At 62.8% G+C, this 24,962-nt stretch carries 23 protein-coding genes; 17 read left to right on the plus strand and 6 right to left on the minus strand.

Annotated features, from left to right (window positions below):
* The first annotated feature begins 2 nt into the window (after positions 1-2).
* Positions 3-473 carry a cold-shock protein gene (locus H4I92_RS17020; protein ID WP_077530672.1) on the plus strand — a complete coding sequence of 157 codons (471 nt, stop codon included), beginning with the start codon at positions 3-5 and terminating at the stop codon, positions 471-473.
* Positions 474-491: 18 nt separating this feature from the next.
* Here the strand turns inward: H4I92_RS17020 and dapE are convergent, their stop codons facing one another.
* The 5 genes from dapE to map form a co-directional block, all read right to left on the minus strand.
* Positions 492-1,643, minus strand: a complete 1,152-nt coding sequence (dapE, locus tag H4I92_RS11190) for a succinyl-diaminopimelate desuccinylase (protein WP_077530673.1) — start codon at positions 1,641-1,643, stop codon at positions 492-494.
* Positions 1,644-1,651: 8 nt separating this feature from the next.
* Positions 1,652-2,683: a 2,3,4,5-tetrahydropyridine-2,6-dicarboxylate N-succinyltransferase gene (gene dapD, locus H4I92_RS11195; protein WP_077530674.1), complete on the minus strand. Its 1,032-nt coding sequence runs from the start codon at positions 2,681-2,683 to the stop codon at positions 1,652-1,654.
* An 18-nt stretch (positions 2,684-2,701) separates the two neighbouring features.
* Positions 2,702-3,913 carry a succinyldiaminopimelate transaminase gene (gene dapC, locus H4I92_RS11200; protein ID WP_077530675.1) on the minus strand — a complete coding sequence of 404 codons (1,212 nt, stop codon included), beginning with the start codon at positions 3,911-3,913 and terminating at the stop codon, positions 2,702-2,704.
* Entirely contained in the window at positions 3,910-6,630 is a 2,721-nt protein-coding gene (locus tag H4I92_RS11205; protein WP_077530676.1) for a [protein-PII] uridylyltransferase, read from the minus strand. The genes dapC and H4I92_RS11205 overlap by 4 nt, the downstream gene beginning before the upstream one ends.
* A 94-nt stretch (positions 6,631-6,724) precedes the next feature.
* Entirely contained in the window at positions 6,725-7,495 is a 771-nt protein-coding gene (gene map, locus H4I92_RS11210) for a type I methionyl aminopeptidase (protein ID WP_077530677.1), read from the minus strand.
* A gap of 347 nt (positions 7,496-7,842) precedes the next feature.
* Between map and rpsB the strand changes: the two genes are divergently transcribed.
* The 15 genes from rpsB to rnhB all read left to right on the plus strand — a co-directional run bounded on the left by rpsB (position 7,843) and on the right by rnhB (position 22,361).
* Positions 7,843-8,592: a 30S ribosomal protein S2 gene (rpsB, locus tag H4I92_RS11215; protein WP_077530678.1), complete on the plus strand. Its 750-nt coding sequence runs from the start codon at positions 7,843-7,845 to the stop codon at positions 8,590-8,592.
* Between the two features lie 54 nt (positions 8,593-8,646).
* Positions 8,647-9,507: a translation elongation factor Ts gene (tsf, locus tag H4I92_RS11220; protein ID WP_077530679.1), complete on the plus strand. Its 861-nt coding sequence runs from the start codon at positions 8,647-8,649 to the stop codon at positions 9,505-9,507.
* Positions 9,508-9,626: 119 nt separating this feature from the next.
* Complete coding sequence (pyrH, locus tag H4I92_RS11225; protein ID WP_077530680.1) at positions 9,627-10,361, plus strand: UMP kinase; 735 nt, start codon at positions 9,627-9,629, stop codon at positions 10,359-10,361.
* A 17-nt stretch (positions 10,362-10,378) separates the two neighbouring features.
* On the plus strand, positions 10,379-10,936 hold the full coding sequence (gene frr, locus H4I92_RS11230; protein ID WP_077530681.1) for a ribosome recycling factor: 558 nt from the start codon (positions 10,379-10,381) through the stop codon (positions 10,934-10,936).
* A 22-nt stretch (positions 10,937-10,958) separates the two neighbouring features.
* A complete protein-coding gene (uppS, locus tag H4I92_RS11235) occupies positions 10,959-11,774 on the plus strand; it encodes a polyprenyl diphosphate synthase (RefSeq protein WP_077530682.1) in 816 nt (271 codons plus the stop codon).
* 9 nt (positions 11,775-11,783) lie between these two features.
* Entirely contained in the window at positions 11,784-12,620 is an 837-nt protein-coding gene (locus tag H4I92_RS11240) for a phosphatidate cytidylyltransferase (protein ID WP_077530683.1), read from the plus strand.
* 25 nt (positions 12,621-12,645) lie between these two features.
* Positions 12,646-13,839, plus strand: coding sequence for a 1-deoxy-D-xylulose-5-phosphate reductoisomerase (ispC, locus tag H4I92_RS11245; RefSeq protein ID WP_077530684.1), 1,194 nt, complete (start codon positions 12,646-12,648; stop codon positions 13,837-13,839).
* Positions 13,836-15,185 carry an RIP metalloprotease RseP gene (rseP, locus tag H4I92_RS11250; protein ID WP_077530685.1) on the plus strand — a complete coding sequence of 450 codons (1,350 nt, stop codon included), beginning with the start codon at positions 13,836-13,838 and terminating at the stop codon, positions 15,183-15,185. Before ispC ends, rseP begins: the two co-directional genes overlap by 4 nt.
* A gap of 136 nt (positions 15,186-15,321) precedes the next feature.
* Positions 15,322-17,640: an outer membrane protein assembly factor BamA gene (gene bamA, locus H4I92_RS11255; protein ID WP_077530686.1), complete on the plus strand. Its 2,319-nt coding sequence runs from the start codon at positions 15,322-15,324 to the stop codon at positions 17,638-17,640.
* An 85-nt stretch (positions 17,641-17,725) separates the two neighbouring features.
* Complete coding sequence (locus tag H4I92_RS11260; protein ID WP_179105692.1) at positions 17,726-18,256, plus strand: OmpH/Skp family outer membrane protein; 531 nt, start codon at positions 17,726-17,728, stop codon at positions 18,254-18,256.
* 28 nt (positions 18,257-18,284) lie between these two features.
* Positions 18,285-19,310 carry a UDP-3-O-(3-hydroxymyristoyl)glucosamine N-acyltransferase gene (lpxD, locus tag H4I92_RS11265; protein ID WP_077530688.1) on the plus strand — a complete coding sequence of 342 codons (1,026 nt, stop codon included), beginning with the start codon at positions 18,285-18,287 and terminating at the stop codon, positions 19,308-19,310.
* Positions 19,311-19,327: 17 nt separating this feature from the next.
* Positions 19,328-19,762, plus strand: a complete 435-nt coding sequence (fabZ, locus tag H4I92_RS11270; protein WP_077530689.1) for a 3-hydroxyacyl-ACP dehydratase FabZ — start codon at positions 19,328-19,330, stop codon at positions 19,760-19,762.
* On the plus strand, positions 19,762-20,553 hold the full coding sequence (gene lpxA / locus H4I92_RS11275; RefSeq protein ID WP_077530690.1) for an acyl-ACP--UDP-N-acetylglucosamine O-acyltransferase: 792 nt from the start codon (positions 19,762-19,764) through the stop codon (positions 20,551-20,553). Before fabZ ends, lpxA begins: the two co-directional genes overlap by 1 nt.
* A gap of 6 nt (positions 20,554-20,559) precedes the next feature.
* Entirely contained in the window at positions 20,560-21,774 is a 1,215-nt protein-coding gene (gene lpxB / locus H4I92_RS11280) for a lipid-A-disaccharide synthase (RefSeq protein WP_077530691.1), read from the plus strand.
* A complete protein-coding gene (gene rnhB / locus H4I92_RS11285) occupies positions 21,771-22,361 on the plus strand; it encodes a ribonuclease HII (protein ID WP_077530692.1) in 591 nt (196 codons plus the stop codon). The genes lpxB and rnhB overlap by 4 nt, the downstream gene beginning before the upstream one ends.
* A gap of 9 nt (positions 22,362-22,370) precedes the next feature.
* Here rnhB and H4I92_RS11290 read toward each other — a convergent pair whose 3' ends face one another.
* Positions 22,371-23,576, minus strand: a complete 1,206-nt coding sequence (locus H4I92_RS11290; RefSeq protein WP_077530693.1) for a TraB/GumN family protein — start codon at positions 23,574-23,576, stop codon at positions 22,371-22,373.
* Between the two features lie 264 nt (positions 23,577-23,840).
* Between H4I92_RS11290 and H4I92_RS11295 the strand changes: the two genes are divergently transcribed.
* Positions 23,841-24,896, plus strand: coding sequence for an NAD(P)-dependent alcohol dehydrogenase (locus H4I92_RS11295; RefSeq protein ID WP_077530694.1), 1,056 nt, complete (start codon positions 23,841-23,843; stop codon positions 24,894-24,896).
* The last annotated feature ends 66 nt before the right edge of the window (positions 24,897-24,962 follow it).

Raw genomic sequence — 24,962 nt, forward strand, 5'->3', positions numbered from 1 at the left:
CCATGCCAATCAATCGCAAAGCACTTTACGCATCACTGCTGGTCTCCCTGCCGGCGCCGCTCATCCTGGCGCTGATCCCCATGAACGGGAATATCGAGCTGTATCTGGAGACGTCAGCATCACTGGTGGACTACCTGCTCGCCTATCTCCTGTTCGTTATCGTGGCCCTGGTGGCGTCCAGTCTTGCCGCGCACACGGGAAGCGGCCAGCAGAAGCAGGCCTCCAAAGGTGGCAAAACGCCGGGTCGCAAGAAGGGCAAGGACTCGGAAGAGGGCACCGTTAAGTGGTTCAACGTCAAGAAAGGCTTTGGCTTCATCACCCGTGACAGCGGCGGCGACGTGTTCGTTCACTTTCGCGCCATTCAGGGCGAAGGCCGGCGGGTCCTCCGCCAGGGCCAGCGGGTGAGCTACACCGTGGTCGAGGCGGAAAAAGGCCTTCAGGCCAACGACGTAACGACTCTCGACGAAGACTGAGCCGTTCCCCTCCGCGGGTCAGGCCATCTGGCCCGCGAGCAGTTCCTCCAGAATCCCCTCGTAGATCCCCGAAAGCGCTTCCAGATCCGCGACCGATACGCACTCATCCGCCTTGTGGATGGTGGCATTGAGCGGGCCGAGCTCCATCACCTGAGCCCCCGTGGGAGCGATGAAGCGACCGTCAGAGGTGCCGCCGCCGGTTGAGAGCGCAGGGCGCTGACCGGTGGCCCTTTCGACCACGCGCACGGCAGCATCGATGAAATCACCGCGCTCTGTAAGGAAGGGCTCGCCGCTGAGGTGCCATTCCAGTTCGTAATCCAGTCGGTGACGCTCGAGCAGGGTGGTGACCCGTTCCCTTAGCCGGGCTTCGGTGACCTCCGTGGAGAAGCGGAAGTTGAAGTCCACTTCCATGGAACCCGGGACGACGTTGTTGGCGCCTTCCCCGGCTTCCACGCGCGTGACCTGGAAGCTGGTGGGCGGAAAATGGTCGTTGCCCGTATCCCATTCCGTGTTGATCAGGTCCGCCAGCGCCGGAGCGGCGCGGTGAACCGGGTTGTCCGCAAACTGGGGGTAGGCCACATGGCCCTGGGTGCCGCGAACGCGCAGCTTGCCGGAGAGCGAACCACGGCGCCCGTTCTTGATGGTGTCGGCTACCCGCTCGCTGCTGGAGGGCTCGCCCACCAGGCACCAGTCCGGGCGGATGCCCTGATCCGCAAGCGCATCAACCACTCGCCGGGTGCCATCACGCGCCGGGCCTTCCTCGTCACTGGTCAGAAGAAGGGCAATGCTGCCCTGGTGTTCCGGGTAACGGGCCACAAAACGTTCCGCTGCTGTAACGAATGCCGCAACAGAGCCTTTCATGTCCGCAGCGCCCCGGCCGTAGAGCATGCCGTCACGCTCGGTGGGCTCGAAAGCCGGTGTGCTCCACTCGCTTTCCGGGCCGGGCGGGACTACATCCGTGTGGCCGGCGAAAACAAACAGCGGGCCGTTGTCGCCACGGCGAAGCCAGAGGTTGCGAACCTCACCAAACGGGTAATCCTCGCCCCGGAACCCCACCTCGGCCAAGCGTTCTGTCAGCATCGGCTGACAGCCGGCATCGTCGGGCGTGACCGAGGCCCGGCTGATCAGGTCCCGGGCCAGTTCGAGGGTGACGCTGCGCGGCTCGCTCATTCGCTCACTCAGTTGTTGGCGTGGAGTTCTTCGTTCAGCGTGATCGCTGTCTTGTTGGTCCGGCACTCAACCGCGCCCGTCTCCGAGTTGCGGCGGAACAGCAGGTCAGACTGGCCGGCCATGTCCCGTGCCTTTACGCTCTGGACAAGCTCGCCATTGTCATCCAGCACCCGCACCTTGGTGCCGGCGGTGACATAGAGGCCTGCCTCCACGGTGCAGCGGTCGCCCAGCGGAATGCCGATGCCGGCATTGGCGCCCAGCAGGCAGTTCTCACCCAGCGAGATGATGATGTTGCCGCCGCCGGAGAGGGTGCCCATGGTGGAAGAACCGCCCCCCAGGTCCGAGCCCTGCCCGACCACTACGCCAGCGGAGATCCGGCCCTCGATCATGGACTTGCCTTCGGTGCCGGCGTTGAAGTTGATGAAGCCCTCGTGCATCACGGTCGTGCCTTCGCCCACATAGGCGCCCAGGCGCACGCGGGCGGTATCGGCGATCCGGACCCCTTTCGGGACCACGTAATCGGTCATCGGCGGGAACTTGTCGACGGCCTTCACTTCCAGAACCCGGCCGGCGGCGCGCGCCTGGAGCTGTCGCTGGGGCAGTTCCTCAAGATCAATGGCGCCTTCGTTGGTCCAGGCCAGGTTCGGCAGCAGCGGGAAGATGCCCTTGAGGTTCACGCCATGGGGCTTCACCAGCCGGTGGGACAGGAGGTGGAGCTTGAGGTAGACCTCCGGAGTGCTGCTCGCCTCGGCGTCGGTGTCCAGAAGCGTCACAACCACGGGCAGGGAACTTTCGCTGGCCTGGTCGGCGAGCGCGCCAAGATCGGCGTAGCCGGCTTCCTCCAGCCGGTCCGCCAGGGTCTGAAGCTGGTTGGCGTCGGCATCCACGGCCGCGTTGCCTTCGCCCAGACCCTCAATGTTGTCGCGCACGATCCCGACCAGGGTGCTGTCGGGGTCATGGATGGGCTGCTGGTAATACACCTCCAGCCATTCCTGTTTCTGGTTGCGGGTGCCGATGCCAATGCCGAATGCAAAGCTCATGGTCCTGGTTCTCTCCTGTTAGATGGATCCGTTCTGTGTCCGGCGTTCAATGAAGCGGGCGATGCGCTGAGCGGCTTCCACGCACTCTTCCTGGGGGGCGACCAGCGCCATGCGCACCCGGTTTTCGCCGGGGTTCACGCCGTCGCTGGTGCGTGACAGATAGCGCCCCGGCAATACGGTGACATTTTCCTCGTTGTAGAGCGCTCTGGCAAAGGTCTCGTCATCCATGGGCGTGCGCGGCCAGAGGTAGAAGCCGGCTTCCGGGCGTGTCACGTCCAGCCAGGGCGCCAGTATGGGGAGCACGGCATCGAACTTGGCGCGGTAGGCCTCGCGGTTGGCCTGGGCGTGGGCCTCATCATTCCAGGCGGTGATGCTGGCCTTCTGGTGATGGATGGGCATGGCGCAGCCGTGGTAGGTGCGGTAGCGCAGGAAGCGCGCGAGGCAGTCCGCATCCCCGGCAGCGAAGCCCGAGCGCAGGCCGGGAAGGTTGCTGCGCTTGGAAAGGCTGTGAAAGACCACGCAGCGGCGGTAGTCGTCACGGCCGAGCTGGTGGCAGGCATCGAGCATGCCCAGCGGTGGTTCGGCCTCGGGATGGTGGATCTCCGAGTAGCATTCGTCCGCCGCGATCACAAAGTCATGCCGGTCCGCCAGTTCCAGCAGGTGGCGGTAGTCCTCAAGGCCCATGACGGCCCCGTTGGGGTTGCCCGGTGAACACAGATAGACCAGCTCACACCGGTCCCAGATGGCAGCCGGGACATTGCTGAAATCCGGCAGGCCGCCGCCATCGCGGGTGCTGTTGACGAAATACGGCTGGGCGCCGGCCAGCAGGGCTGCGCCTTCGTAGATCTGGTAGAAGGGGTTGGGGCTGACCACCAGTGAATCCGGACTGCCGGAGAGCATGGCCTGGGCGAAGGAAAAGAGGCCCTCCCGGGTGCCGTTGAGCGGCAGGATCTGGGTTTCCGGATCCAGGTTGGCTCCGCCGAGGTTGAAGCGCCGGGTGGCCCAGTCCCCAGTGGCTTCCCGCAGTTCCGGAAGGCCCCTGGTGGCGGGGTAGCGGGCCACGTCCGCGAGACTGTCGCGCAGGGCATCCAGTACGGGCTCCGGGGCCGGGTGCTTGGGTTCGCCGATGGAGAGGGCGATGTGCGGCTGATCCGGCGGTTCCGTTCCCTCAAAAAGCTGGGCCAGTTTCTGGAACGGGTAGGGGTGGAGGTCGTCGAGCCTCGGGGTCATATCGTGATTTCCTGCTCATTGTGGCCGTTGAGGCCGGCCACTTCGTCCAACTGCTGGCAGAGTGCCTCACGCACGGACTCACAGGCCTCCGGGTCTTCCACCGGGTTGCCGCGTTCATCGGTCACAAAGAAGATGTCCTCCACCCGTTCGCCCAGGGTCGCGATCTTGGCGCTGACCAGCCGCATGTGATGATCCAGCAGGATGCGGCCGATGCGTGCCAGAAGGCCCGGGCGGTCCGGCGTGACCACTTCGAGCATGGTGCGGTGGTTGGCCGTGTCCGTGGAGATGGTCACTTCCGTGGGGAAGGCGAAGTGCTTGAGCTTGCGCGGCACACGGCGCTCGATGATGGCCGGGTAGTCGTCCGGGTCGTCCAGCTCCTCCACCAGCCGGTCCCGGATGTGGTCCCGGCGCTCCGGGTCCTTGCCCAGGGGCTGGCCCTGCTCGTCCACCACCACGTAGCTGCTCAGGTTGTAGGGGCCTTCGCCGGAAAGGATGCGGGCGTCCACGATGTTCAGGTGCAGCTGTTCCAACACCGCCGTGGTGGCGGCGAAGAGAGCGGCCCGGTCGCGCATGTAGATGATGATGTGGGTGTAGCCGTCCGTCGGGCCGCCGGTGGTATCACGGATCATCACCAGCGGGTCCGGGTTGTCGCCGTGGCGGATGATGGCGGCGCTCTGCCAGACAATGTCGACCGTGGCGTCCTGCAGGAAGAAGTCATCGTCCAGGGTGTTCCAGACACGGTCAATCTGTTCGTTGCTGTAGCCCTGGCTGCGCAGCATGTCCCGGGCTTCCTCGCAGGTGGCGCGGATCCAGTCGTTGCGGTCGAAGGGGCTGTCGATGCCCTGGCGCAGTACCCGCCGGGTCTCGATGTAGAGCTGGCGCAGCAGCGAATCCCGCCAGGTGTTCCACAGGTTCGGGTTGGTGGCGGCGATGTCGCACACGGTCAGTATGTAGAGATAGACCAGGTGCACCTTGGACGGGATCTTGCGCGCGAACTCACGGATGATGGCCGGGTCCGAGATGTCGCACTTCTGCGCGGTGAGCGACATCAGCAGGTGGTTCTCGATCAGCCATGCTACCAGCTTGGTGTCGCGGTCGCTCAGGTGGTGCTGCTCGCAGAAGCGGGCGGCGTCGATGGCGCCGAGTTCCGAATGATCGCCGCCGCGGCCCTTGGCCACATCATGGAACAGCCCCGCCACGTACAGCAGCTCAGGCTTGGGCAGCTGGTGGCTCAGTCTTGAGGCCAGCGGGAACTGCTCACGGCCCTCGGCGGTCTGCATGTGCACCATGTTGCCGATCACCCGCAGGGTATGGGCATCCACGGTGTAGACATGGAACAGGTCGTACTGCATCTGCCCGATGATGCTGCCGAACTCGGGCAGGTAGCGCCCGAGGACGTTGTAGCGCTTCATATAGGACAGGGTGGTGTCCAGTTCATGGGGTGTGCGCAGCAGTTCCATGAACAGGGTGGTGCAGGCCAGGTTCTGGCGGAAGGCGTCGTCGATCAGGTGCCGGTGGGCCCGGATGGCGCGGATGGTCGGCGCCCGGATGCCTTTCACTTCCGGGTGCTGGGCCAGAACCAGAAAGATCTCCATCAGTGCGTAAGGCGCATAGGCGAAGACCTGGGTGTTGATGGCCTCAAGATAGCCATTGCGGATCTGGAAGCGGCGGTTAACCGGCTGGATCTTTTCCGTTTCGTCCGCGCGCAGGATCTCTTCATCCAGATGCTGCAGGATGACATCCGTGAGCTCCGCCAGTGCCAGAACACAGCGGTAGTAGGCCTGCATCATCCGTTCCACGCCCAGGCGCCCGTCCTGTTCATCAAAACCGAGCATGCGCGCGAGATCCGGTTGGTAGTCGAACAGCAGGCGGTTCTCGTTGCGTCCGGCGAGAATCTGCAGGCCGAAGCGCAGCTGCCACAGGAAGGTCTCACCCTCGCGCAGGATCTCGAATTCCTCGTCCGAAAGGATGGAAAAGTGCCTCAGATCGGATGGGTCATCCAGCCCGAAGTGGCGGCGGGCCACCCAGATGATGGTCTGGATGTCGCGCAGCGCGCCGGGGGAGGCCTTGAGGTTGGGCTCCAGGTTGTATTCGGTGGCGCCGTACTTGCCGTGGCGTTGCTGCTGCTCGCGGCGCTTGGCGGCGAAGTATTCCCGGTCGGAGAGGGTGTCGCTGGAGTAGACCCGCTTGCGGAGCTGGCAGGGGAGCTCGGTGTTGCCGGCGATCAGCCGGGTTTCGAGCATGTTGGTGAGGATGGTGGCGTCCTCGCGCGCGGTGGACACGCATTCCTCAATGCTGCGTACACTGTGGCCGATGGCCAGGCCCAGATCCCAGAGCAGGGTCAGGAAGTCCGAAAGGGCTTCTTCGTGCGCCTGGGCCCCGGCCTCCCCGGTCAGGATCAGGAGGTCGATGTCCGACCAGGGATGCAGTTCGCCACGGCCATAACCACCCACGGCCACCAGGGAAAGATCCTGTGCCTGGCCGAGGGGGGAGTGGTCCCAGAGCAACGACAGCACGGTATCCATGATGTAGGCACGACCGTGTACCAGTGAGCGCACATCGGCACCGGCCCGGAAGGCATCCGCCATGACCTGCTGAAGGTGCTCGAGGTGGCGACGCACGGGCACGCCTGGAGACGCCGCGCTACGGATTTCCCTGGCCAGGGAGTCAGGGTCCAGATGCTGGTCCGGATCAAAAATCGGGCCGGTCGTATTCATTACAGGCGTGTCCCGGCTGGTGGATCGTGTAGGAGCCTGCCTCGCAGGCGGTCGAATCCATCGTGAGCAGGGCTTGCTCCTACGGTAGTGACGTTCAGGCTGGTTCCTCACCGTTGCGCAGGGTCAGGATCTCGTAACCGTCGGTGGTGACGAGCACCGTATGTTCCCACTGTGCGGACAGTTTGCGATCCCGGGTCACCACTGTCCAGCCGTCCGGCAGGACCTTGCTGTGGCGCTTGCCCTGGTTGACCATGGGTTCGATGGTGAAGGTCATGCCTTCCTGCAGTTCCAGCCCGGTGCCGGGCTTGCCGAAGTGCATTACCTGGGGCTCCTCGTGGAAGCCCTGACCGATGCCGTGACCGCAGTACTCGCGGACGATGCTGTAGTGGTTGGCCTCGGCGTGCTTCTGGATGGCGGCGCCGATATCACCGAGCTTCGCGCCGGGGCGAACAATCTCGATGCCACGGAACAGGCACTCCCGGGTGACCCGGTTGAGTCTTTCCGCCGCAGGGTTGGCCTTGCCGGCGACGAACATCTTGCTGGTATCGCCGTGGTAGCCGTCCTTGATGACAGTGACGTCGATGTTGAGGATGTCGCCGTTTTTCAGGACTTTCTTCTCGTTCGGAATGCCGTGGCAGATCACCTGGTTGACGGAGATGCACACCGACTTGGGGAAGCCCTTGTAGTTCAGCGGTGCCGGCGTCGCCCCGTGCTCAACGATGTACTCGTGACAGATCCGGTCGAGTTCCTCGGTGGTGACGCCGGGCTTTACGTGCTCGCCGATCATCTCCAGAACACTGGCGGCCAGCCGGCACGCCACCCGCATCTTCTCGATTTCCTCGGCGGTTTTGATCTGAACGCTCATGCAGCTCCCGCAGTCTGTTGATTTAAAGGTAGCCTATTCTACCGGCTCGTGGCCATGGATTGAACCTGCCCGGGATCGCAGCGGTTTCAGGACGCCCCCTGCGGTTATGGCTTCAGGCCGGCCCCAAAGGCAATTCGTTCGGCGGTGTAACTTCCTTTTGGGCGCGTTTTATGGTAAAAATTCGCGCGCCGCTCCGGGGAGTTCCAGCCGGACTCATCGGGCAGCGGCAAAAACCAAATACACACACGTATCGACACATTGTCCCGGGTGCTCCGGTGGCCAGGTGGCCCCAGGGTCGGATAATGGGATGCGTGGAGGCGTAACCCGACCAGACAAAGGTGATAGCAATGGCACAGGTGAGCATGCGCGACCTGCTCAAGGCAGGCGCACACTTCGGACACCAGACGCGCTACTGGAACCCGAAGATGGGCAAGTACATCTTCGGCGCGCGCAACAAGATCCATATCATCAACCTCGAACATACCGTTCCGGCACTGAACCAGGCGCTCGACCAGGTTCAGAAGATGGCCGAGAACAAGAACCAGATCCTGTTCGTGGGCACCAAGCGCTCCGCCAGCAAGATCGTTAAGGAAGAAGCGGAACGCTGTGGCATGCCGTTCGTTAACCATCGCTGGCTTGGTGGCATGCTCACCAACTACAAGACCATCCGCCAGTCCATCCGCCGCTACCGCGATCTGGAGCAGCAGGACCAGGACGGTACCCTGGACAAGCTGACCAAGAAGGAAGCGCTGGATCATCGCCGCGAGATGGAAAAGCTCGAGCGCCACATCGGTGGTATCAAGGACATGGGCGGCCTGCCGGACGCGCTCTTCGTCATCGACGTGGACCACGAGGACATCGCCATCAAGGAAGCCAACAAGCTGGGCATTCCGGTGATCGGCGTGGTGGATACCAACAGCGATCCCAAGGGCGTTGACGTGGTCATCCCGGGGAACGACGACGCCATCCGTGCGGTCCAGATCTACGTCCGCGCCGTGGCCGATGCCGTGATCGAAGGCACCCAGGCAGGTGGCGGTGCCGCTGACGAGTTTGTTGAAGTCAGCGAAGACGAACCGCAGGCGCCGGCGGCTGAATAAGCCCCGGCCCGAGCGAACGGCAACAACCGAATTGATTTAAGTGGGGAACAGATAATGGCTGCAATCTCTGCCGCACAGGTTAAGGAGCTGCGTGAGCGCACCGGCCTGGGCATGATGGAATGCAAGAAAGCGCTGGTGGAAGCGGAAGGTGATGTGGAAACCGCCATCAGCAATCTGCGCAAGAACTCCGGCCTCAAGGCCGCCAAGAAGGCGGGCCGTACCGCCGCTGAAGGCGTTGTACGCTTGAAGGTTACCGATGACGCCAGCGTCGGCATGATGGTCGAGGTCAACTCCGAGACCGACTTCGTCGCCCGTGATGACGGTTTCCTGGCGTTTGCCGACCGGGTGCTCGACACCGCGTTCCAGAACGGCGAAACCGATATCGAGAAGCTGGTTGTCGATGACCTGGAGAAGGAGCGCGAAGAGCTCGTCCAGAAGATCGGCGAGAACATCACTGCACGCCGTGCTGTGCGCCTTGAGGGCGATGTTGTGGGTGGCTATGTTCACTCCACCAACGGCATGGGCGCGCTGGTGGCGCTCAAGGGCGGCTCAGGTGAGCTGGCCCGCGATCTGGCAATGCACGTCACGGCTGTGAACCCGCGGGTTGCCACGCCGGACGACATGCCGGAAGAGGAAGTCGAGAAAGAGCGTGAAGTCATCCGCTCCCAGCCCGACATGGAAGGCAAGAAGCCGGAAATCGTCGAGAAGATGATGAGCGGTCGGATCCAGAAGTTCCTGAAGGAGAACAGCCTGGTTGAGCAGGGCTTCGTCAAGAACCCGGATCAGGCCGTCAAGGATCTTCTCAAGGAGCACGGCGCCGAGCTCGTGAGCTTTGTACGCTACGAGGTGGGGGAGGGCATCCAGAAGGACGAGACGGACTTCGCCTCCGAGGTGGCGGCACAGCTCAAGGGCTGATCCCTATGCAGTCGGCGGCATGATCCGCCAATAACTCGGGCCGCATCTCCCGGCGCATGGCGCGTTGGGGAGAGTGCGGCCGGTTTGTATCCAGAACACCGGTTAGGAGGTCGCAGGCCATGCCCACCCAGAGTACGACACAGACCCGATATAAGCGCGTTCTGCTCAAGCTCAGTGGCGAGGCCCTGATCGGTGATCATGAATTCGGGATTGATCCAAAGGTTCTTGATCGCATGGCGGTCGAGATCGACTCGCTTGTGAGCATCGGTGTACAGGTGGCTATCGTCATCGGCGGCGGCAACCTCTTCCGGGGAGCGGTGCTGAACGAGGCCGGCATGGACCGGGTAACCGGTGACCACATGGGCATGCTGGCCACGATGATGAACGGTTTGGCCATGCGCGATGCGCTCGAGCGGTCCAACATCCAGAGCCGGGTGATGTCGGCCATTCCCATGAGTGGCATCGTGGAGCACTATAATCGCCGTGAAGCCACGCGCGATCTCAAGGGCGGCGACGTGGTGGTCTTCACTGCTGGTACTGGCAATCCGTTCTTCACCACGGACTCAGCGGCGTGCCTGCGGGCCATTGAGATCGACGCCGACGTGGTGCTGAAGGCGACCAAGGTTGACGGTGTTTACAACGACGACCCGGTCTCCAACCCGGAAGCCTTCAAGTACGACCGGCTCACCTACGACCAGGTGCTGGAAAGCCGCCTGGGTGTGATGGACCTCACCGCCATCTGCCTGTGCCGGGATCACAACATGCCGGTCCGTGTGTTTAACATGGGCAAACCCGGTGCTCTGCGTGACATCGCACTGGGTGGCAACGAAGGAACACTCATTGAGGAAGCCTGAAAAAGAGGGCGGAAACCGTGTTAGACGAGCTCAAGCAAGACGCTGAACAACGTATGCAGAAGGCGGTGGATTCCGTCAACAAGGCCTTTGCACGTATCCGGACAGGGCGTGCGCATCCCAGCATCCTGGATGAGGTGACGGTGGATTATTACGGCATGGAGACACCACTCAAGCAGGTTGCCAATGTTTCCGTGGAGGACGGGCGTACCCTGGCCGTGTCGCCGTATGAGAAGAATCTGGCGCCCAAGATTGAGAAAGGCATCATGAAAGCCGATCTGGGTCTCAACCCGGCCACCACGGGCGAGGTTGTGCGTGTTCCCATGCCCACCCTGACCGAGGACAGCCGCAAGGAATACGTCCGCCATGCGCGCAACGAGGCGGAACAGGGACGGGTCGCGGTGCGTGGCGTTCGCCGGGATGTGAACAGTGACATCAAGGATCTGCTCAAGGAAAAGGAGATCACCGAGGACGAAGAGAAAAAGGCCGAGGGTGAGATCCAGAAGCTGACGGACAAGTACGTCGCTAAGATCGACGAGCTCCTCAAGAGCAAGGAAAACGACCTGATGGCCATCTGAGGCCCGGGTTGCTGGGGCAAGCATGAACGAGACTGAACGGGAAACGGACATGCCGCCACTGGCGGGCTGCCCGCGCCACGTGGCGGTGATCATGGATGGCAACAACCGCTGGGCCCGTGCCCGGGGCCAGCGCGGCATCAGCGGCCACCGGGCGGGTGTGAAATCCGTACGCGCGGCCATTGAGACCTGCGGCAAGTCCGGTGTTGAGGTCCTTACCCTGTTTGCCTTCAGCAGTGAGAACTGGCGTCGTCCCGAGGAAGAAGTCAGCGCCCTGATGACGCTGTTTCTGCGCTCGCTGCGCAAGGAGGTAAGGCGGCTCCGGGAGAACAACATCCGTCTGTCCTTCATCGGCAATCGTGAGCGCTTCAGCCATACGCTCCAGGAGCACATGGCCCGGGCGGAACAGGAAACCGCGCAATGCGACAGCATGGAGCTGGTGATTGCGGCGGACTATGGCGGGCACTGGGATGTGGCCCAGGCTACCCGGCGCATCGCGCAGGAGGTGGCTGCGGGGCGCCTGAGTTCGGATGAGGTGGACGAAAACCTGGTCCAGCGCTACATCAGTCTGGGCGACCGGCCCATGCCGGATTTGTTGATTCGTACCGGCGGTGAACAGCGCATCAGCAATTTTTTGCTCTGGCAGTTCGCCTATACCGAATTCTATTTCTCGCCCCTGTATTGGCCTGACTTCCAGCATACCGCCATGCGCGAGGCGCTGGAGGACTTTGCGGGGCGCCAGCGCCGCTTTGGCCGCACCGGTGACCAGGTCGCGGAAACCTCGGAGCAACAGGGAGGCGGGGCTGCCGAAACCGCTATGCCCCAGAGGCAGTATGGATAAGGGGGCGCGGTGCTGAAACAGCGGGTGATCACGGCTGTCGTTCTGGCGCCGATTGTTGTGGGTGGCCTTTTTCTGCTGCCTCCCACGGGATTTGCGGTATTCACCGGCGCTCTTCTGGCCATTGCCGGTTGGGAGTGGGCCAACCTTTCTGGATTTGAAGGTGGGTTGCAGCGCTGGGCTTTCGCGCTGGTTCTGATTGCTCTCATGGTCTTATTCCAGGCGCTGCCAGTAGTGCCCCTTCTGGGGGCGCTGGCGGTGTTCTGGCTGCTGGTGGCGGCGCTGGTTGCCGCCTATCCCGGTGGCAGGGGCTTCTGGCATCCACGACCGGCACGGTTGACCCTGGGTATTCTGGCTCTTGTCGGGGCCTGGCTGGCTCTGAACCACCTGCGCAGTGGCGAGCTGGTGCTGGGGCATACCGGGAACAACCTGCTGCTGATCCTGTACACCTTCCTGGTGGTCTGGGGCGCGGATATCGGCGCCTATTTTGCCGGGCGCGCTTTCGGGCGGCGAAAGCTGGCGCCGGCCGTCAGCCCCGGCAAGACCTGGGCGGGTGTCTGGGGTGGCCTGGCGGTAGTGGCGGCGCTGGCATTGGTCGTGGCCTGGCGGCTTGATCTCGCCAGCATCGCGGTGGTTCAGTTTGTTCTTGCATCACTGCTGACCGCGCTCGCCTCGGTGCTGGGGGATCTGTTCGAGAGCATGCTCAAGCGCCACCGCGGCATCAAGGACAGCAGCCAGCTGCTGCCCGGTCACGGCGGCATCCTGGATCGCATCGACAGCCTGGTGGTTGCGATTCCGGTGCTGGCGTCCTGTTTTACCCTCCTGGGCTGGCTGACGCCGGTTCAGTAACGCTTCGATACGGACAGGAACCCGGATGGGTGGAATTTCACCGCAGACCCTCACGATACTTGGCGCTACCGGCTCCATCGGCACCAGTACGCTGGATGTGGTGGCCCGTCATCCGGAGCGTTTCCGCGTCCATGCCCTGAGCGCTCACGCCAATGTGGAAGCGCTGGCGGATCTGTGCCGCCGGTTTCGGCCACGGTTGGCGGTAATCAGTGATCCCGCGCGGGAAGCCGAGCTGCGCGATGCCTTGGACGGGCTGGATGTTACGGTGCTGAGCGGCGAGGCCGGGCTCTGTGAAGCGGCTTCCGATGCCGCCGTTGACGCCGTCATGGCCTCGATTGTGGGCGCTGCGGGCCTGGCACCGACCATGGCGGCCATCGAGCAGGGCAAGCGGGTGCTTCTGGCCAACAAGGAGGCCCTGGTGATGTCCGGTGGGCTCTTCATGGAGGCCGTTGAACGCCATGGCGCGACGCTGCTGCCGATTGACTCCGAACACAATGCCATCTTCCAGTGCCTGCCCAGGGCCGGTGCCAGTGTTGGGGAATCCGGTGTCACGCGTATTCTCCTGACCGCCTCTGGCGGGCCCTTCCGGACTACGCCAGCCAGCGAGCTTGAACACGTGAGCCCTGATCAGGCCTGTGCCCATCCTAACTGGGCCATGGGCCGCAAGATCTCGGTGGACTCGGCCACCCTGATGAACAAGGGGCTGGAGCTGATCGAGGCCTGTTGGCTGTTTGCTACTACGCCGGAGCATGTACAGGTGCATGTGCACCCCGAGAGCATCATCCATTCCATGGTCGAATACCGGGACGGTTCCGTGCTGGCCCAGCTGGGCAGCCCGGACATGCGCACCCCCATTGCCAACGCGTTGGCCTGGCCGGAACGTATTGAGGCAGGGGTCGCGCCGCTGGATCTGTTCGAGCTGGCTTCCTTCCACTTCGAACGCCCGGACCTGGAACGGTTTCCGGCCCTGCGCCTGGCCGCTGAGGCCTTCCGAGCCGGGGGCACCGCGCCGGCCATACTGAACGCGGTCAATGAGGTGGCGGTAGATGCCTTCCTCGGCGGGCGCATCGGCTTCACCCGGATCGCGGGCCTGGTGGAACAGGCCCTGGCGGAGCTGGCCCCGCGCCGCGCGAACTCCATTGAGGCCGTCATGGCCTGTGACGGGCGCGCCCGCGAATGGGCCCTGAACCAACTGAACGCTGCGGAGAACGCTTCATGAGTGTGATCCAGACCGTACTGGCGCTGATCGTCACCCTGGGGATCCTGGTGACGGTGCATGAATTCGGTCACTTCTGGGTAGCGCGCCGCCTGGGCATACGGGTTCTGCGCTTCTCGGTGGGGTTCGGTAAGCCGCTTTTCATGCGCCGCGACCGCCACGGCACCGAGTTCGCCGTGGCGGCGATCCCGCTCGGCGGTTATGTCAAGATGCTGGACGAGCGCGAAGGTGAGGTGCCGGAGGAGGAGAAGCATCTGGCCTTCAACCGCCAGACCCCTCCGCGTCGCATTGCCGTTGCGGCTGCCGGCCCCATAGCCAACTTCATCTTTGCTGTTTTCGCCTATTGGCTCCTGGCGGTGATCGGGTTCACCACGATCGCGCCGGTAGTGGGCGATGTGGAACCTGAGACCCCCGCTGAGCGCATGGAGCTTGAGTCTGGCATGGAGGTGCTGGAAGTCGACGGTCGCCAGACCCCCTCCTGGCGCCATGTGGGTATGGCGCTTCTACAGCGTGCCGGTGAGCAGGGGCAGGTGAGCCTGACCCTGGAGCAGGAAGGTCGCCGTCTGGAGCGCAGTACGGCCCTGGACGGCTGGTTGGGCGGCGCCCGGGATCCGGACCCGGTACGGGAATTTGGCATTGAACCCTGGCGGCCGGACATCCCCCCCGTCCTGGGTGAGATCCGACCCGGGTCACCCGCCGAGGAGGCCGGCCTTCAGCCCGGGGATCGCATCCTGGCTGTCGAGGATGAGCCGGTTCCGGACTGGTTTGCATTGGTGGAGCGCATTCAGGCGGCACCCGGCGAAGCACTGTCCATGCGCATTGAGCGTGATGGCAGCGAGCGTACCATTACGGTCACTCCTGCCCGTAAGACGGATGGCGAGGGTAGGCGCATCGGTCGTATCGGGGCCGGGGTGCAGTCGGTGTCCTGGCCGGAGGAGATGCAGCGCCAGACCCAGCTGGGGCCGGTACAAGCGGTACCAGAGGCGTTCAACCAATTCTGGAATGATACCCGGACCACTCTGGTGGCAGTGGGCAAGATGGCCAGCGGGTTGCTTTCGGTACGCAATATAAGCGGTCCGATCACGATTGCCCGCGTGGCCGAGACCACGGTTACCAGTGGTTTCGAGTCGTTCGTGCGGTTTCTGGCCTATCTGAGCATCAGTCTGGGCATCATCAACCTGCTGCCTATTCCCATTCTCGATGGCGGTCACATCCTGTTCTATGCATGGGAATGGGGGCGCGGACGCCCGGTTTCAGAGGCGGTTCAGGGGGTCTGGTTACGGCTTGGACTCTTCCTGATCGCGATGTTGACGGTGCTTGCGCTTTACAATGACGTGCTCCGGTTGTGAGAATTGCCCGGCTCTGTCGGCGCCCGGCCGCCATGACATTTCCGTAATGGGGCGGCGTATTCGCCGAACTGATGGTATCCGTTAGGCTGTCAGCCCTGTTTCCCAAGTCACGAGACAAAAGGCGTTTAGTGAATCCATGAAGGGCCTTTTACGGACGTTGCTGCCGGCTGTTGTGCTGGCTCTGGCCAGCTTGTCGGCTCCAGCCGAGACCTTTCGGGTTTCGGACATTCAGGTGGAAGGTCTTCAGAGGGTGTCTGCGGGCAATGTCTTCAGCGCCCTACCGGTCGATGTTGGCGATCAGGTGGATGACGTCACCGCTTCCGAAGCCATCCGCAATCTCTTTCAGACCGGCCTGTTCGCCGATATCAGTCTCGCCCGTGAGGGCGATGTCCTCATTGTTTCTGTTGAGGAGCGGCCCTCGATTGCCCGGATTGAGGTTGAGGGCAACCAGAACATCGAGACTGAACAGCTCATGGAAGGCATGCGCCAGGCCGGGGTAGAGGAAGGCCAGATCTTCCAGCGCGCGACGCTGGAGCGCCTTGAGCTCGAGATCCTGCGTTCCTACGTTGCTCAGGGTCGCTATAACGCGGATGTGAATGCCGAGGTTGAAGAACTCGAGCGCAACCGCGTTGCCATTAACTTCAATATCAATGAAGGCGAAGTCGCCGCCATCCAGCACATCAACATCATCGGTAACGAGGCGTTTACCGAGGAAGAGCTGATCAGCTTGATGGAACTGCGCGAAACCGGCTGGTGGAACTCCATCACCAACGCGGATAAGTACGCGCGCGAGAAGCTTTCCGGTGACCTTGAGAGTCTGCGTTCCCATTACCTGAACAAGGGCTACGTGGAGTTCAATGTCGAGTCCACCAATATCTCCCTGGCACAGGACAAGAAGCAGGTGTTCGTGACCCTGGCGGTGGACGAGGGGGAGCAATTCAAGGTGCGTGAGGTCACGCTCAACGGCAACCTGATCGTGGACGAAGAGGAACTGCGCAAGCTGGTGGTTCTGGAAGAGGGCGAACTCTTTTCCCAGGAACGCATGACGACGACCACGGATCTGATCACACGCCGGCTGGGGCGTGAGGGCTACAGCTTCGCGAATGTGGAGGCCACGCCCCAAACCCATGATGACGGCACCGTGACGGTGGCCGTGGACGTTCAGCCGGGCAAGCGCACCTACGTACGCCGCATCCGCTTCGAGGGTAATACGGCCACCCACGACGAGGTCTTGCGTCAGGAAATGACCCAGATGGAGGCGGGTGTGGCTTCTTCCAGCCGGATCGAGACATCGCGCAACGAGCTTGAGCGCACCGGCTTCTTCGGGCAGGTGAATGCCGATACGTCACCGGTGCCCGGCACGGACGATCAGGTGGATGTCACCTACTCGGTTGAAGAGCAGCCCACTGGCAGCCTCTCCGCGAATATCGGCTTCTCCCAGACCTCGGGGCTGATCTTCGGCGCCAGTGTCTCTGAGAAGAATTTCCTCGGAAGTGGCCGACGCGCCTCGCTGGGGCTTAATAAAAGTGATTCGGTGACCAGTGCCAATCTGTCCTACACCAACCCGTTCTACACCGTTGACGGCGTCAGTCGTGGTTTCAGTCTTCAGGCACGCGAGACCGACTACGAAGAGGAAGAGGTGTCCTCCTTCGTACTGGATACCCTCAGTGCCCGTATGAACTTCGGTTACCCGATCAGCCAGTACACGCGGCTGAACTTCGGACCGGGGTATGAATACAATCGGATTGATCCCGGGCGTTTCCCAGCCCGGGAGGTTACCGGGTTCATTGACGAGGAGGGTAACTCCCAGAGTGCCTTCCTGCTGCGGGGTTCCATTGTTCGCAATACCCACAACCGGGGGCGGATGCCCACGTCGGGCTCGCGTAACAGCCTGACCGTGGAGACAGCAGTGCCCGGCAGTGACCAGACCTACTACAAAATCACCCAGAGAACGGATGCCTACTACCCGCTGACCAGTAACCAGCGCTGGGTGGCACGGCTGCGTACCAAGTTCGGTTATGGCGATGGTTTCTCTGATACGGGATCGCTTCCCTTCTATGAGCATTACTACGCGGGGGGTTACCACTCGGTGCGGGGCTTCGAGGCCAACAGTCTGGGTAATGAAGCGACGCCCGCCACCGATGATCCCTTTCGGGATGACCGGCCCTTCGGTGGCAACGTCCTCGCGGAGGCCAGCGCCCAGCTGATCTTCCCGGTGCCGTTCGCGGCCGACAGCCGAAGCATGCGCTCCTCGGTGTTCCTGGACGGCGGTAACGTCTTCGATACCGAGCGCGGTTTTGAGCCGGCAGCCGATGAAATCCGTTATTCTGTGGGCATCGGGTTTGAGTGGATCACGGCCATCGGCCCCCTGGGCTTCAGTTTCGCGGAACCGCTCAACGAACAGGCGGAAGACGACACGCGCCGCTTCCAGTTCTCGCTCGGCCAGCAATTTTGAGTGGCCTCTGGAAGAATCCCTTCCAGGCGGGCACAATGGGCGGCATTCCTACAGCATGACAAACATCAACACGGGGAGGCGATCCATGAGACGGACGCTGACAGTCGCTGCGGCTCTACTGATGCTGACAGCGTCAGTGCCGACCCTGGCACAGGAGCGCATTGGCGTAATCAATCTGCGTGAGGCGGTGTTCTCCTCGGATGCAGGGGCTGAATTCGGCGATGTTATTCAGGGCCAGCTGAAAGAGGAACAGCAGGCCATCAGCCAGCTCGAGTCGGAAGCCACGGAGATGCAGGAGCGCCTGGAAAGCGATGGCGCCATGATGAATGAATCCGAGCGCTCAGACCTGCAATCCCAGTTTGAGCAAAAGGTCCAGGAATACCAGCAGCGCCGTGCGCGCTTTCAGCAGGCCGTGAACCAGCGCCAGCAGCAGTTTCTTCAGCAATCCCGGCCGGCGGTGGACTCAGCCATGGAAACGCTGCTGGAAGAGCATGACCTGGACATCGTCATTCCGGCGGAGGCTGTCATCTACGCCAAGCCGGATATGGATCTGACCGATGAGATGATCGAGCTGCTCAATGAGCAGGCCGGTGACGGTGACACAAACAGTAATTGAGCGGCGCTGATCTGCGGCGGGAGTGTGGATGCACAGCGTGGAACGAACCCTTTCCGAACTGGCTGACCTGTTGGGCGCAGAACTCCGTGGGGACGGCAGCAAACGGATCACCGGTCTGGCGACTCTGGCCAGTGCTGGCGCGGATGACATCAGTTTCCTGGCTAACGACAAGTACACGCGTCAGCTCGGTACAACCCGGGCTGGCGCGGTTCTCGTTCGGCCGGTTGAAGCTGACCAGTGCCCGACCAATACGTTGGTGACGGAAGACCCCTATGGGTGTTTTGCGCGGTTGAGCCACTTTTTCAATCCTGAGCCCGTACGCGAGGCGGGCATTCATCCCTCCGCGTCCGTGGCGGAAAGCGCCACCGTTTCCGAATCCGCTTGGATTGGACCGGGCGCGGTGATTGATCAGAACGCAGAGGTTGGCGAAAGGGTACGGGTAGGGCCGAACAGTGTTGTGGGTGCGGGGTCACGCGTGGGTGCGGATACCGTGCTGGCAGCGAACGTAACGCTTCACCACGGCGTCACCATTGGCGAGCGCTGCCGCATCAGCGGCGGCGCCGTGATTGGCAGTGATGGCTTCGGGTACGCGCACAGCGGCAGTAACTGGGAGCGTATTGCCCAGATTGGCGGCGTCCAAATCGGAGACGACGTGGACGTGGGCGCCAATACCTCCATTGATCGTGGAGCCCTGGACGATACCGTCATTGGCAACGGTGTGAAGATCGATAACCTCGTGCAGGTGGCCCACAATGTGGAGATCGGCGACCACTCCGCCATGGCGGCCCTGGTCGGCATCTCGGGCAGTACGCGCATCGGGCGGCACTGCGTTTTCGGAGGGGCATCGGGAATCGGTGGCCACCTGACCATTGCCGATGGCGTGCAGCTGACCGGTATGACCATGGTTACCCGCAGCCTCAAGAAAGCGGGGCTGTATTCCTCAGGGACAGGGGTAGAGCCCAATCGTGACTGGCGTCGCAGTGTGGTCCGGTTTCGTCAGCTCGACGATATGGCTCAGCGCCTGCGCCAGATTGAAAAAAAACTCAGTGAATGACGTCGAGGCTGTGGCGCATGCAGATTGAAGACATCAAGCAGTACCTTCCGCACCGATACCCCTTCCTGATGGTGGATCGGGTTACCGAGGTGCGCGCCGGTGAGTACATAGCCGGCATCAAGAACGTCTCCGTCAACGAACATTACTTCGAGGGGCACTTCCCCACCAAACCCATCATGCCGGGGGTCATGATCGTCGAATCCATGGCGCAGCTCTCTGGTGTGCTTGGTTTTGTGACGGTTGGGCGTTCACCGGCGGATGGTTTCACCCACTACTTCGCCGGTTGCAATAAGGTCCGCTTCAAGCGCCAGGTGGTGCCTGGAGATCAGCTGTCGCTGGAGGCCACGCTGGTGGCCGACAAGCACAACATCTGGAAGTTCGACTGCAAGGCCTGGGTCGGTGATCAGCTGGCCTGCGCCGGCGAAATCACGACCGCCGAGGGGCCGATCTGATGACGGGCGATGCTCATCCGGGAGTGCATCCCCTAGCCATTGTCGATCCCGGAGCCCGACTTGGGGAAGGCGTTACCGTGGGCCCATGGACCTGGATCGGGCCCGATGTGGAGATCGGTGATGATACCGAGGTGCGGTCCCATGTGGTCATCAGTGGCCCCACCCGTATCGGCGCCCGCAACCGTATCTTCCAGTTCGCCAGTGTCGGTGAGGAATGTCAGGACCTGAAGTACGGCGGTGAGCCCACCACTCTGGTGATCGGTGACGGCAACATCATCCGCGAGAGCTGCACTGTGCACCGCGGCACCATTCAGGATCGGGGCGAGACACGGATCGGCAGCAACAACCTGCTCATGGCCTATGTTCATGTGGCCCATGACTGCGTGATCGGCAGCAATACTATCCTGGCCAACTGTGCCACCCTGGCCGGCCACGTGGACGTGGACGACCACGCCATTCTCGGCGGCGGCACCATGGTGCACCAGTTCTGCCACCTGGGTGCCCATGCCATGACGGCCGGGGGCAGCATCGTACTCAAGGATGTGCCCGCCTTTGTTATGGCCGGTGGTCAGTCCGCCGGCGCTCACGGGCTGAACATCGAAGGCCTCAAGCGTCGTGGCTTCAGCAAGGACGCTCTGCATCATCTTCGCCGCGCCTACCGCATTGTCTACCGTGAGGGCCTCACGCTGCAGCAGGCGATTGAGCGCCTGGAGCAGGAGTTTGAGGATAGCGACGAGGTCGCCCTTTTTGCCAGCACCCTGCGGCGGGCGGAACGCGGCATCGTCCGCTGATTGGCCATGGAATCGCTGCTTTCCCGGGGCTCAGCCCCCGCACCCGGCCCGGTCATTGTGCTGGTGGCGGGCGAGGTCTCGGGAGACCTTCTGGGCGCGGACCTCATCCTCAGCCTTAAACGCCACTTCCCTCATGCCCGCTTTGTGGGTATCGGCGGTGAGCGGATGATGGCCGCGGGTCTCCAGTCCATCGTGCCCATGGAGCGTCTTTCTGTGATGGGGCTGGTGGAAGTGCTCGGGCGTATCCGGGAGCTGTTCGATGTCCGTGCCCGGGTGCGTGAGTACTGTCTTAACAATCGGCCTGCCGCGCTCATCGGCATCGACTCGCCGGACTTTACCCTGGGCCTTGAACGCCAGGTGCGTGAGGCTGGAATTCCCACGGTGCATTACGTGAGTCCCTCCGTCTGGGCCTGGCGGCGCGGGCGTCTCAAGGGCATCGCGAAATCGGTGGACCTGATGCTGACGCTTCTGCCGTTCGAGGCCAGTGTCTATCGGGACTATGGCATCCCGGTGCGGTTTGTGGGTCACCCGATGGCTGACCAGATTCCCGATGAACCGGACCGCAAGGTGGCCCGGAAGGAACTGGACCTGCCCGAATCCGGGCAGATGGTGGCGTTGCTGCCGGGCAGCCGGGGCAGTGAGGTGGGGGGCTTGGGCCCGCTCTTCCTGGAAACCGCTGCATGGCTGGCCGACGCCATGACGCCAGTGCCCACTTTCGTGATCCCCTGTATCAACCGTCAGCGCCGTGAACAGATCCAGGCGATGATTCAGGGCAGTGAGGCCTGGCAGGCGCTGGACCTGCGTCTGGTGGACGGCCAGTCACGCACCGTCATGACGGCCGCTGATGCCGTACTGCTGGCCTCCGGCACGGCGACCCTGGAAGCGGCCTTGCTCAAGCGACCGATGGTGGTGGCCTACCGGGTGAACGCGCTGACCTTCTGGATCGCCTCACGCCTCGTCTATGTGGACCATGTGGCGCTTCCCAACCTGCTGGCCCCGGAACCGGTGGTGCCAGAATTCCTGCAGGAGGATGCCACCGCCGGGGCCCTGGGCGCGGCACTGAAAACCCGGCTGACCGCGCCCGAGACCATTGAGCACGAACGCGCCATTTTTTCGGAGATCCACAATCAGCTCCGGCGCAACGCCAGCGACCGTGCTGCCGAGTCCGTGGCTGCACTGATCCGTGGTGACCCCCTTCCCGAGGACCTGGAGGACGCATGATCCTGGATGACGTGACCGTACCCTATGAAGGTCTGTATCTGGCGGGTGTGGACGAGGTGGGCCGTGGGCCGCTGGCGGGCCCGGTGGTCACCGCGGCTGTGATCCTGGACCCGGACAACCCAGTGGAAGGACTCAGGGATTCCAAGAAGCTCAGCGAGCGCAAGCGCGAGGCCCTTTTCGGCGTGATCCAGGAGCGGGCCCTGAGCTGGGCGCTGGGGCGCTGCGAGGTGGCGGAGATCGACGAGCTTAACATCCACGGGGCCACCATGCTGGCCATGGAACGGGCGGTGGCGGCCCTGGCGCCGGCGGCCGAATACGTGCTAGTGGATGGCCACCGCTGTCCGGACTGGCAGTGGCCGTCATTGCCGGTGGTGAAGGGCGATGGCCGTGTGGATGCCATTGCGGCGGCCAGCATCCTGGCCAAGGTTAGTCGGGACCGGGAAATGGTGGCGCTGGACCAGCAGTACCCGGGGTACGGCCTGGCCGGGCACAAGGGCTACCCCACCAAGGTCCACATCGAAGCACTGCATGCCCAGGGTGCCAGCCCGGTGCACCGACGCTCCTTCTCACCCGTCAGCAAGCTCTGACGAAGGCGCTCAGCCGCCCACCAGCTGATCGAAGATCCGGAAGCCGGCGATGTAGGTGCCGGCCGCCGACCCCACCGAAGAGAGGATGAAGATCAGCAGGGTGCGCGACACCCGGTTGCGCCACCAGCCCCGGACCTCGATCACGTCATGGCGCAGGTTCGAGAAATCCTCAACCTTGGGCCGGCGCAGCAGAAGCTCCACGCCCGCTGCCACAAAACCCGCGCCAATCGTCGGGTTGAGCGAGGTCAGCGGGGCCGCCAGGAAGGTCGCCACAATGGTCAGCGGGTGGGCCAGGGCAATGGCGGAACCCAGCGCCGAGAGCGCGCCATTAATCAGGAACCACTCTGAAACGAGCTTTACACCCAGTGCTGTATCCCGGCTGAACCCGATCACGAAACCGGCAATCACCAGGGCTGCCACCGCCCAGGGCAGGTAGCGCAGGAAGCGCCCGCTGGGTGGCACCTGCTCAAGGCTCTCGCGCTCTGACACCGGATCGGCTGCGGGTTCGCCCTCAAGGTGGCCGCTCAACCCCTTAAGATGACCGGCGCCGATGACCACAAGCACGTTGTCATACCCCTTGCCGGCCATGGATTCCATCAGTCTCAGGGCCATATAACGGTCGCGCTCGGAAATCAGCGGCCGGTAAAGCTGCTCGGACTGCTCCGCAAACTCGGCAAAGGTGGATTCCAGGACATCGCCTTCCTTGAGCTGTTCAATGCTTTCGGGGCTGACGGTCTCGCGCGTGAGCAGGCTGGCGAAAAGGCCGCTGCCCAGCTGCATACGCTGCCACCAGGAAACGCCGCGCCAGACCCGGCGCAGGGTGGTGCCGATGTCGCGATCGATCATGGTCACGGGCAGTTCAGCAGCCTGGGCCTCGCGCAGGGCCGCCTTCATCTCGGCGCCCGGCTCGATGCCGGACTGCTCCGCCACTCGCTGCTGGAAGGCGCCCATGGCCAGGTGCGCCGCTACCATGCCCGCCTGGCCGTTACGCAGTACCTCGAACAGGTCCATCTTCGCCATCCGGTCCGGATCGGCCAGGTTCTGGTAGCGGGAATCGCACAGCTCCAGCGCCACGGCATCGTAGTCGCCGGAGCGGATCAGCTCCGAGACCTCATCCGCTGACGCTTTCGACACATGGGCCGTGCCCACAATGGTGAAGGTGGTTCCGGCGTGCTCGACTACGGCGCGCGGGCCCTGATGATCCTGTTCGCCCATGGGCAGCGTACTCACTTGGACAAAGCCGCGATTGTCACCTGTAGGCGCCTGCCCCGCAAGCGGTCAGGGAGATATCGCGAGCAAGGTTCGCTCCTACAGAGTTGAAGCAGAGGTCACCCTGTAGGAGCTTGCCCTGCAAGCGTTCATCTAATGGCGGGCAAAGCTCCGTCGTGCAGGCAGCAAGGGTTTGACGGGCCGTAAAGGTGAGGCGCACCATCGGCGCGTGATTGATATCACACTAATTCAGAGCGAGGAACGATAGTTATGGCCAATACCAAAGCCTACGCCGCCACGGCACCGGACTCCGGTCTTGCACCCCATGGCATCGATCGCCGCGAGCTTCGTGCGGACGACGTTGCCATCGAAATCGACTATTGTGGGGTCTGTCACACGGACATTCATTTTGCCCAGAACGACTGGGGCATCACTCAGTACCCGCTGGTGCCCGGGCACGAGATTGTCGGTCGCGTCACGGCCGTTGGTGACCAGGTCAAGGGTTACTCCGTGGGGGACCGCGTGGGTGTGGGCTGCATGGTGGACTCCTGCCGTGAATGTGAGGCCTGTAAGGACGGCCTGGAGCAGTACTGCCTTGATGGCATGACGCCCACCTACAATGGCGAGGACCGCCATGATGGCTCCGTCACCTTCGGTGGCTACTCCGAGAAAGTGGTCGTGAGCGAGCGCTTTGTGGTCAGCATTCCGGAAAAGCTGGAAATGGCCCACGCCGCGCCGCTGCTGTGCGCCGGCATCACCACCTATTCACCGCTGCGCCATTACGGCGTTAAAGCCGGCCATAAGGTAGGCGTGATTGGCATGGGTGGCCTTGGCCACATGGGCGTGAAGTTCGCCCGGGCACTGGGCGCCGAAGTCACCATCTTCACCCGCTCCGACAGCAAGGTGGCCGAAGCGAAGAAGCAGGGTGCCCATCATGTGGTCATTTCCACGGATGACCAGCAGATGGCGGATGCGGCCGAGAGCTTCGATTTCATGCTGGATACGGTTCCCGTGCAGCACGACCTCAACCCCTACCTGAACTGCCTCAAGTACGACGGCACGCACATCCTGGTGGGCCTTCTGGAACCTGTGGATCCGGCCCTCAATGCCGGCAACCTGGTGTTCAAGCGCCGTGTGCTGGCCGGCTCCCTGATCGGTGGCATGCCGGAGACCCAGGAAGTGCTGGACTTCTGTGCCGAGCATGATGTGCGCTGCGACATCGAGATGCTTGATATGCAGAACATCAACGAGGCGTACGAGAAAGTGAAGAAGGGCGAAGTGAAGTACCGGTACGTGATCGACATGGCGACCCTGAAAGGCGTCTGAGTCGGCATCGGTAATCGCTTGCGAGGCAAGCTCCTACAGTAAAATGTGGCCCCGTAGGAGCGAGCC

The sequence above is a fragment of the Vreelandella halophila genome (genome assembly GCF_019903425.1).
Taxonomy (GTDB): Bacteria; Pseudomonadota; Gammaproteobacteria; order Pseudomonadales; family Oleiphilaceae; genus Halospina; species Halospina halophila.

What these genes read in the sequence shown, in the direction of transcription:
- H4I92_RS17020 (WP_077530672.1), top strand. Translation starts at nt 3, where the DNA reads ATGCCAATCAATCGCAAAGCACTTTACGCATCACTGCTGGTCTCCCTG.
- dapE (WP_077530673.1), bottom strand. Translation starts at nt 1,643, where the DNA reads ATGAGCGAGCCGCGCAGCGTCACCCTCGAACTGGCCCGGGACCTGATC.
- dapD (WP_077530674.1), bottom strand. Translation starts at nt 2,683, where the DNA reads ATGAGCTTTGCATTCGGCATTGGCATCGGCACCCGCAACCAGAAACAG.
- dapC (WP_077530675.1), bottom strand. Translation starts at nt 3,913, where the DNA reads ATGACCCCGAGGCTCGACGACCTCCACCCCTACCCGTTCCAGAAACTG.
- H4I92_RS11205 (WP_077530676.1), bottom strand. Translation starts at nt 6,630, where the DNA reads ATGAATACGACCGGCCCGATTTTTGATCCGGACCAGCATCTGGACCCT.
- map (WP_077530677.1), bottom strand. Translation starts at nt 7,495, where the DNA reads ATGAGCGTTCAGATCAAAACCGCCGAGGAAATCGAGAAGATGCGGGTG.
- rpsB (WP_077530678.1), top strand. Translation starts at nt 7,843, where the DNA reads ATGGCACAGGTGAGCATGCGCGACCTGCTCAAGGCAGGCGCACACTTC.
- tsf (WP_077530679.1), top strand. Translation starts at nt 8,647, where the DNA reads ATGGCTGCAATCTCTGCCGCACAGGTTAAGGAGCTGCGTGAGCGCACC.
- pyrH (WP_077530680.1), top strand. Translation starts at nt 9,627, where the DNA reads ATGCCCACCCAGAGTACGACACAGACCCGATATAAGCGCGTTCTGCTC.
- uppS (WP_077530682.1), top strand. Translation starts at nt 10,959, where the DNA reads ATGAACGAGACTGAACGGGAAACGGACATGCCGCCACTGGCGGGCTGC.
- ispC (WP_077530684.1), top strand. Translation starts at nt 12,646, where the DNA reads ATGGGTGGAATTTCACCGCAGACCCTCACGATACTTGGCGCTACCGGC.
- rseP (WP_077530685.1), top strand. Translation starts at nt 13,836, where the DNA reads ATGAGTGTGATCCAGACCGTACTGGCGCTGATCGTCACCCTGGGGATC.
- bamA (WP_077530686.1), top strand. Translation starts at nt 15,322, where the DNA reads ATGAAGGGCCTTTTACGGACGTTGCTGCCGGCTGTTGTGCTGGCTCTG.
- H4I92_RS11260 (WP_179105692.1), top strand. Translation starts at nt 17,726, where the DNA reads ATGAGACGGACGCTGACAGTCGCTGCGGCTCTACTGATGCTGACAGCG.
- lpxD (WP_077530688.1), top strand. Translation starts at nt 18,285, where the DNA reads ATGCACAGCGTGGAACGAACCCTTTCCGAACTGGCTGACCTGTTGGGC.
- fabZ (WP_077530689.1), top strand. Translation starts at nt 19,328, where the DNA reads ATGCAGATTGAAGACATCAAGCAGTACCTTCCGCACCGATACCCCTTC.
- lpxA (WP_077530690.1), top strand. Translation starts at nt 19,762, where the DNA reads ATGACGGGCGATGCTCATCCGGGAGTGCATCCCCTAGCCATTGTCGAT.
- lpxB (WP_077530691.1), top strand. Translation starts at nt 20,560, where the DNA reads ATGGAATCGCTGCTTTCCCGGGGCTCAGCCCCCGCACCCGGCCCGGTC.
- rnhB (WP_077530692.1), top strand. Translation starts at nt 21,771, where the DNA reads ATGATCCTGGATGACGTGACCGTACCCTATGAAGGTCTGTATCTGGCG.
- H4I92_RS11290 (WP_077530693.1), bottom strand. Translation starts at nt 23,576, where the DNA reads ATGGGCGAACAGGATCATCAGGGCCCGCGCGCCGTAGTCGAGCACGCC.
- H4I92_RS11295 (WP_077530694.1), top strand. Translation starts at nt 23,841, where the DNA reads ATGGCCAATACCAAAGCCTACGCCGCCACGGCACCGGACTCCGGTCTT.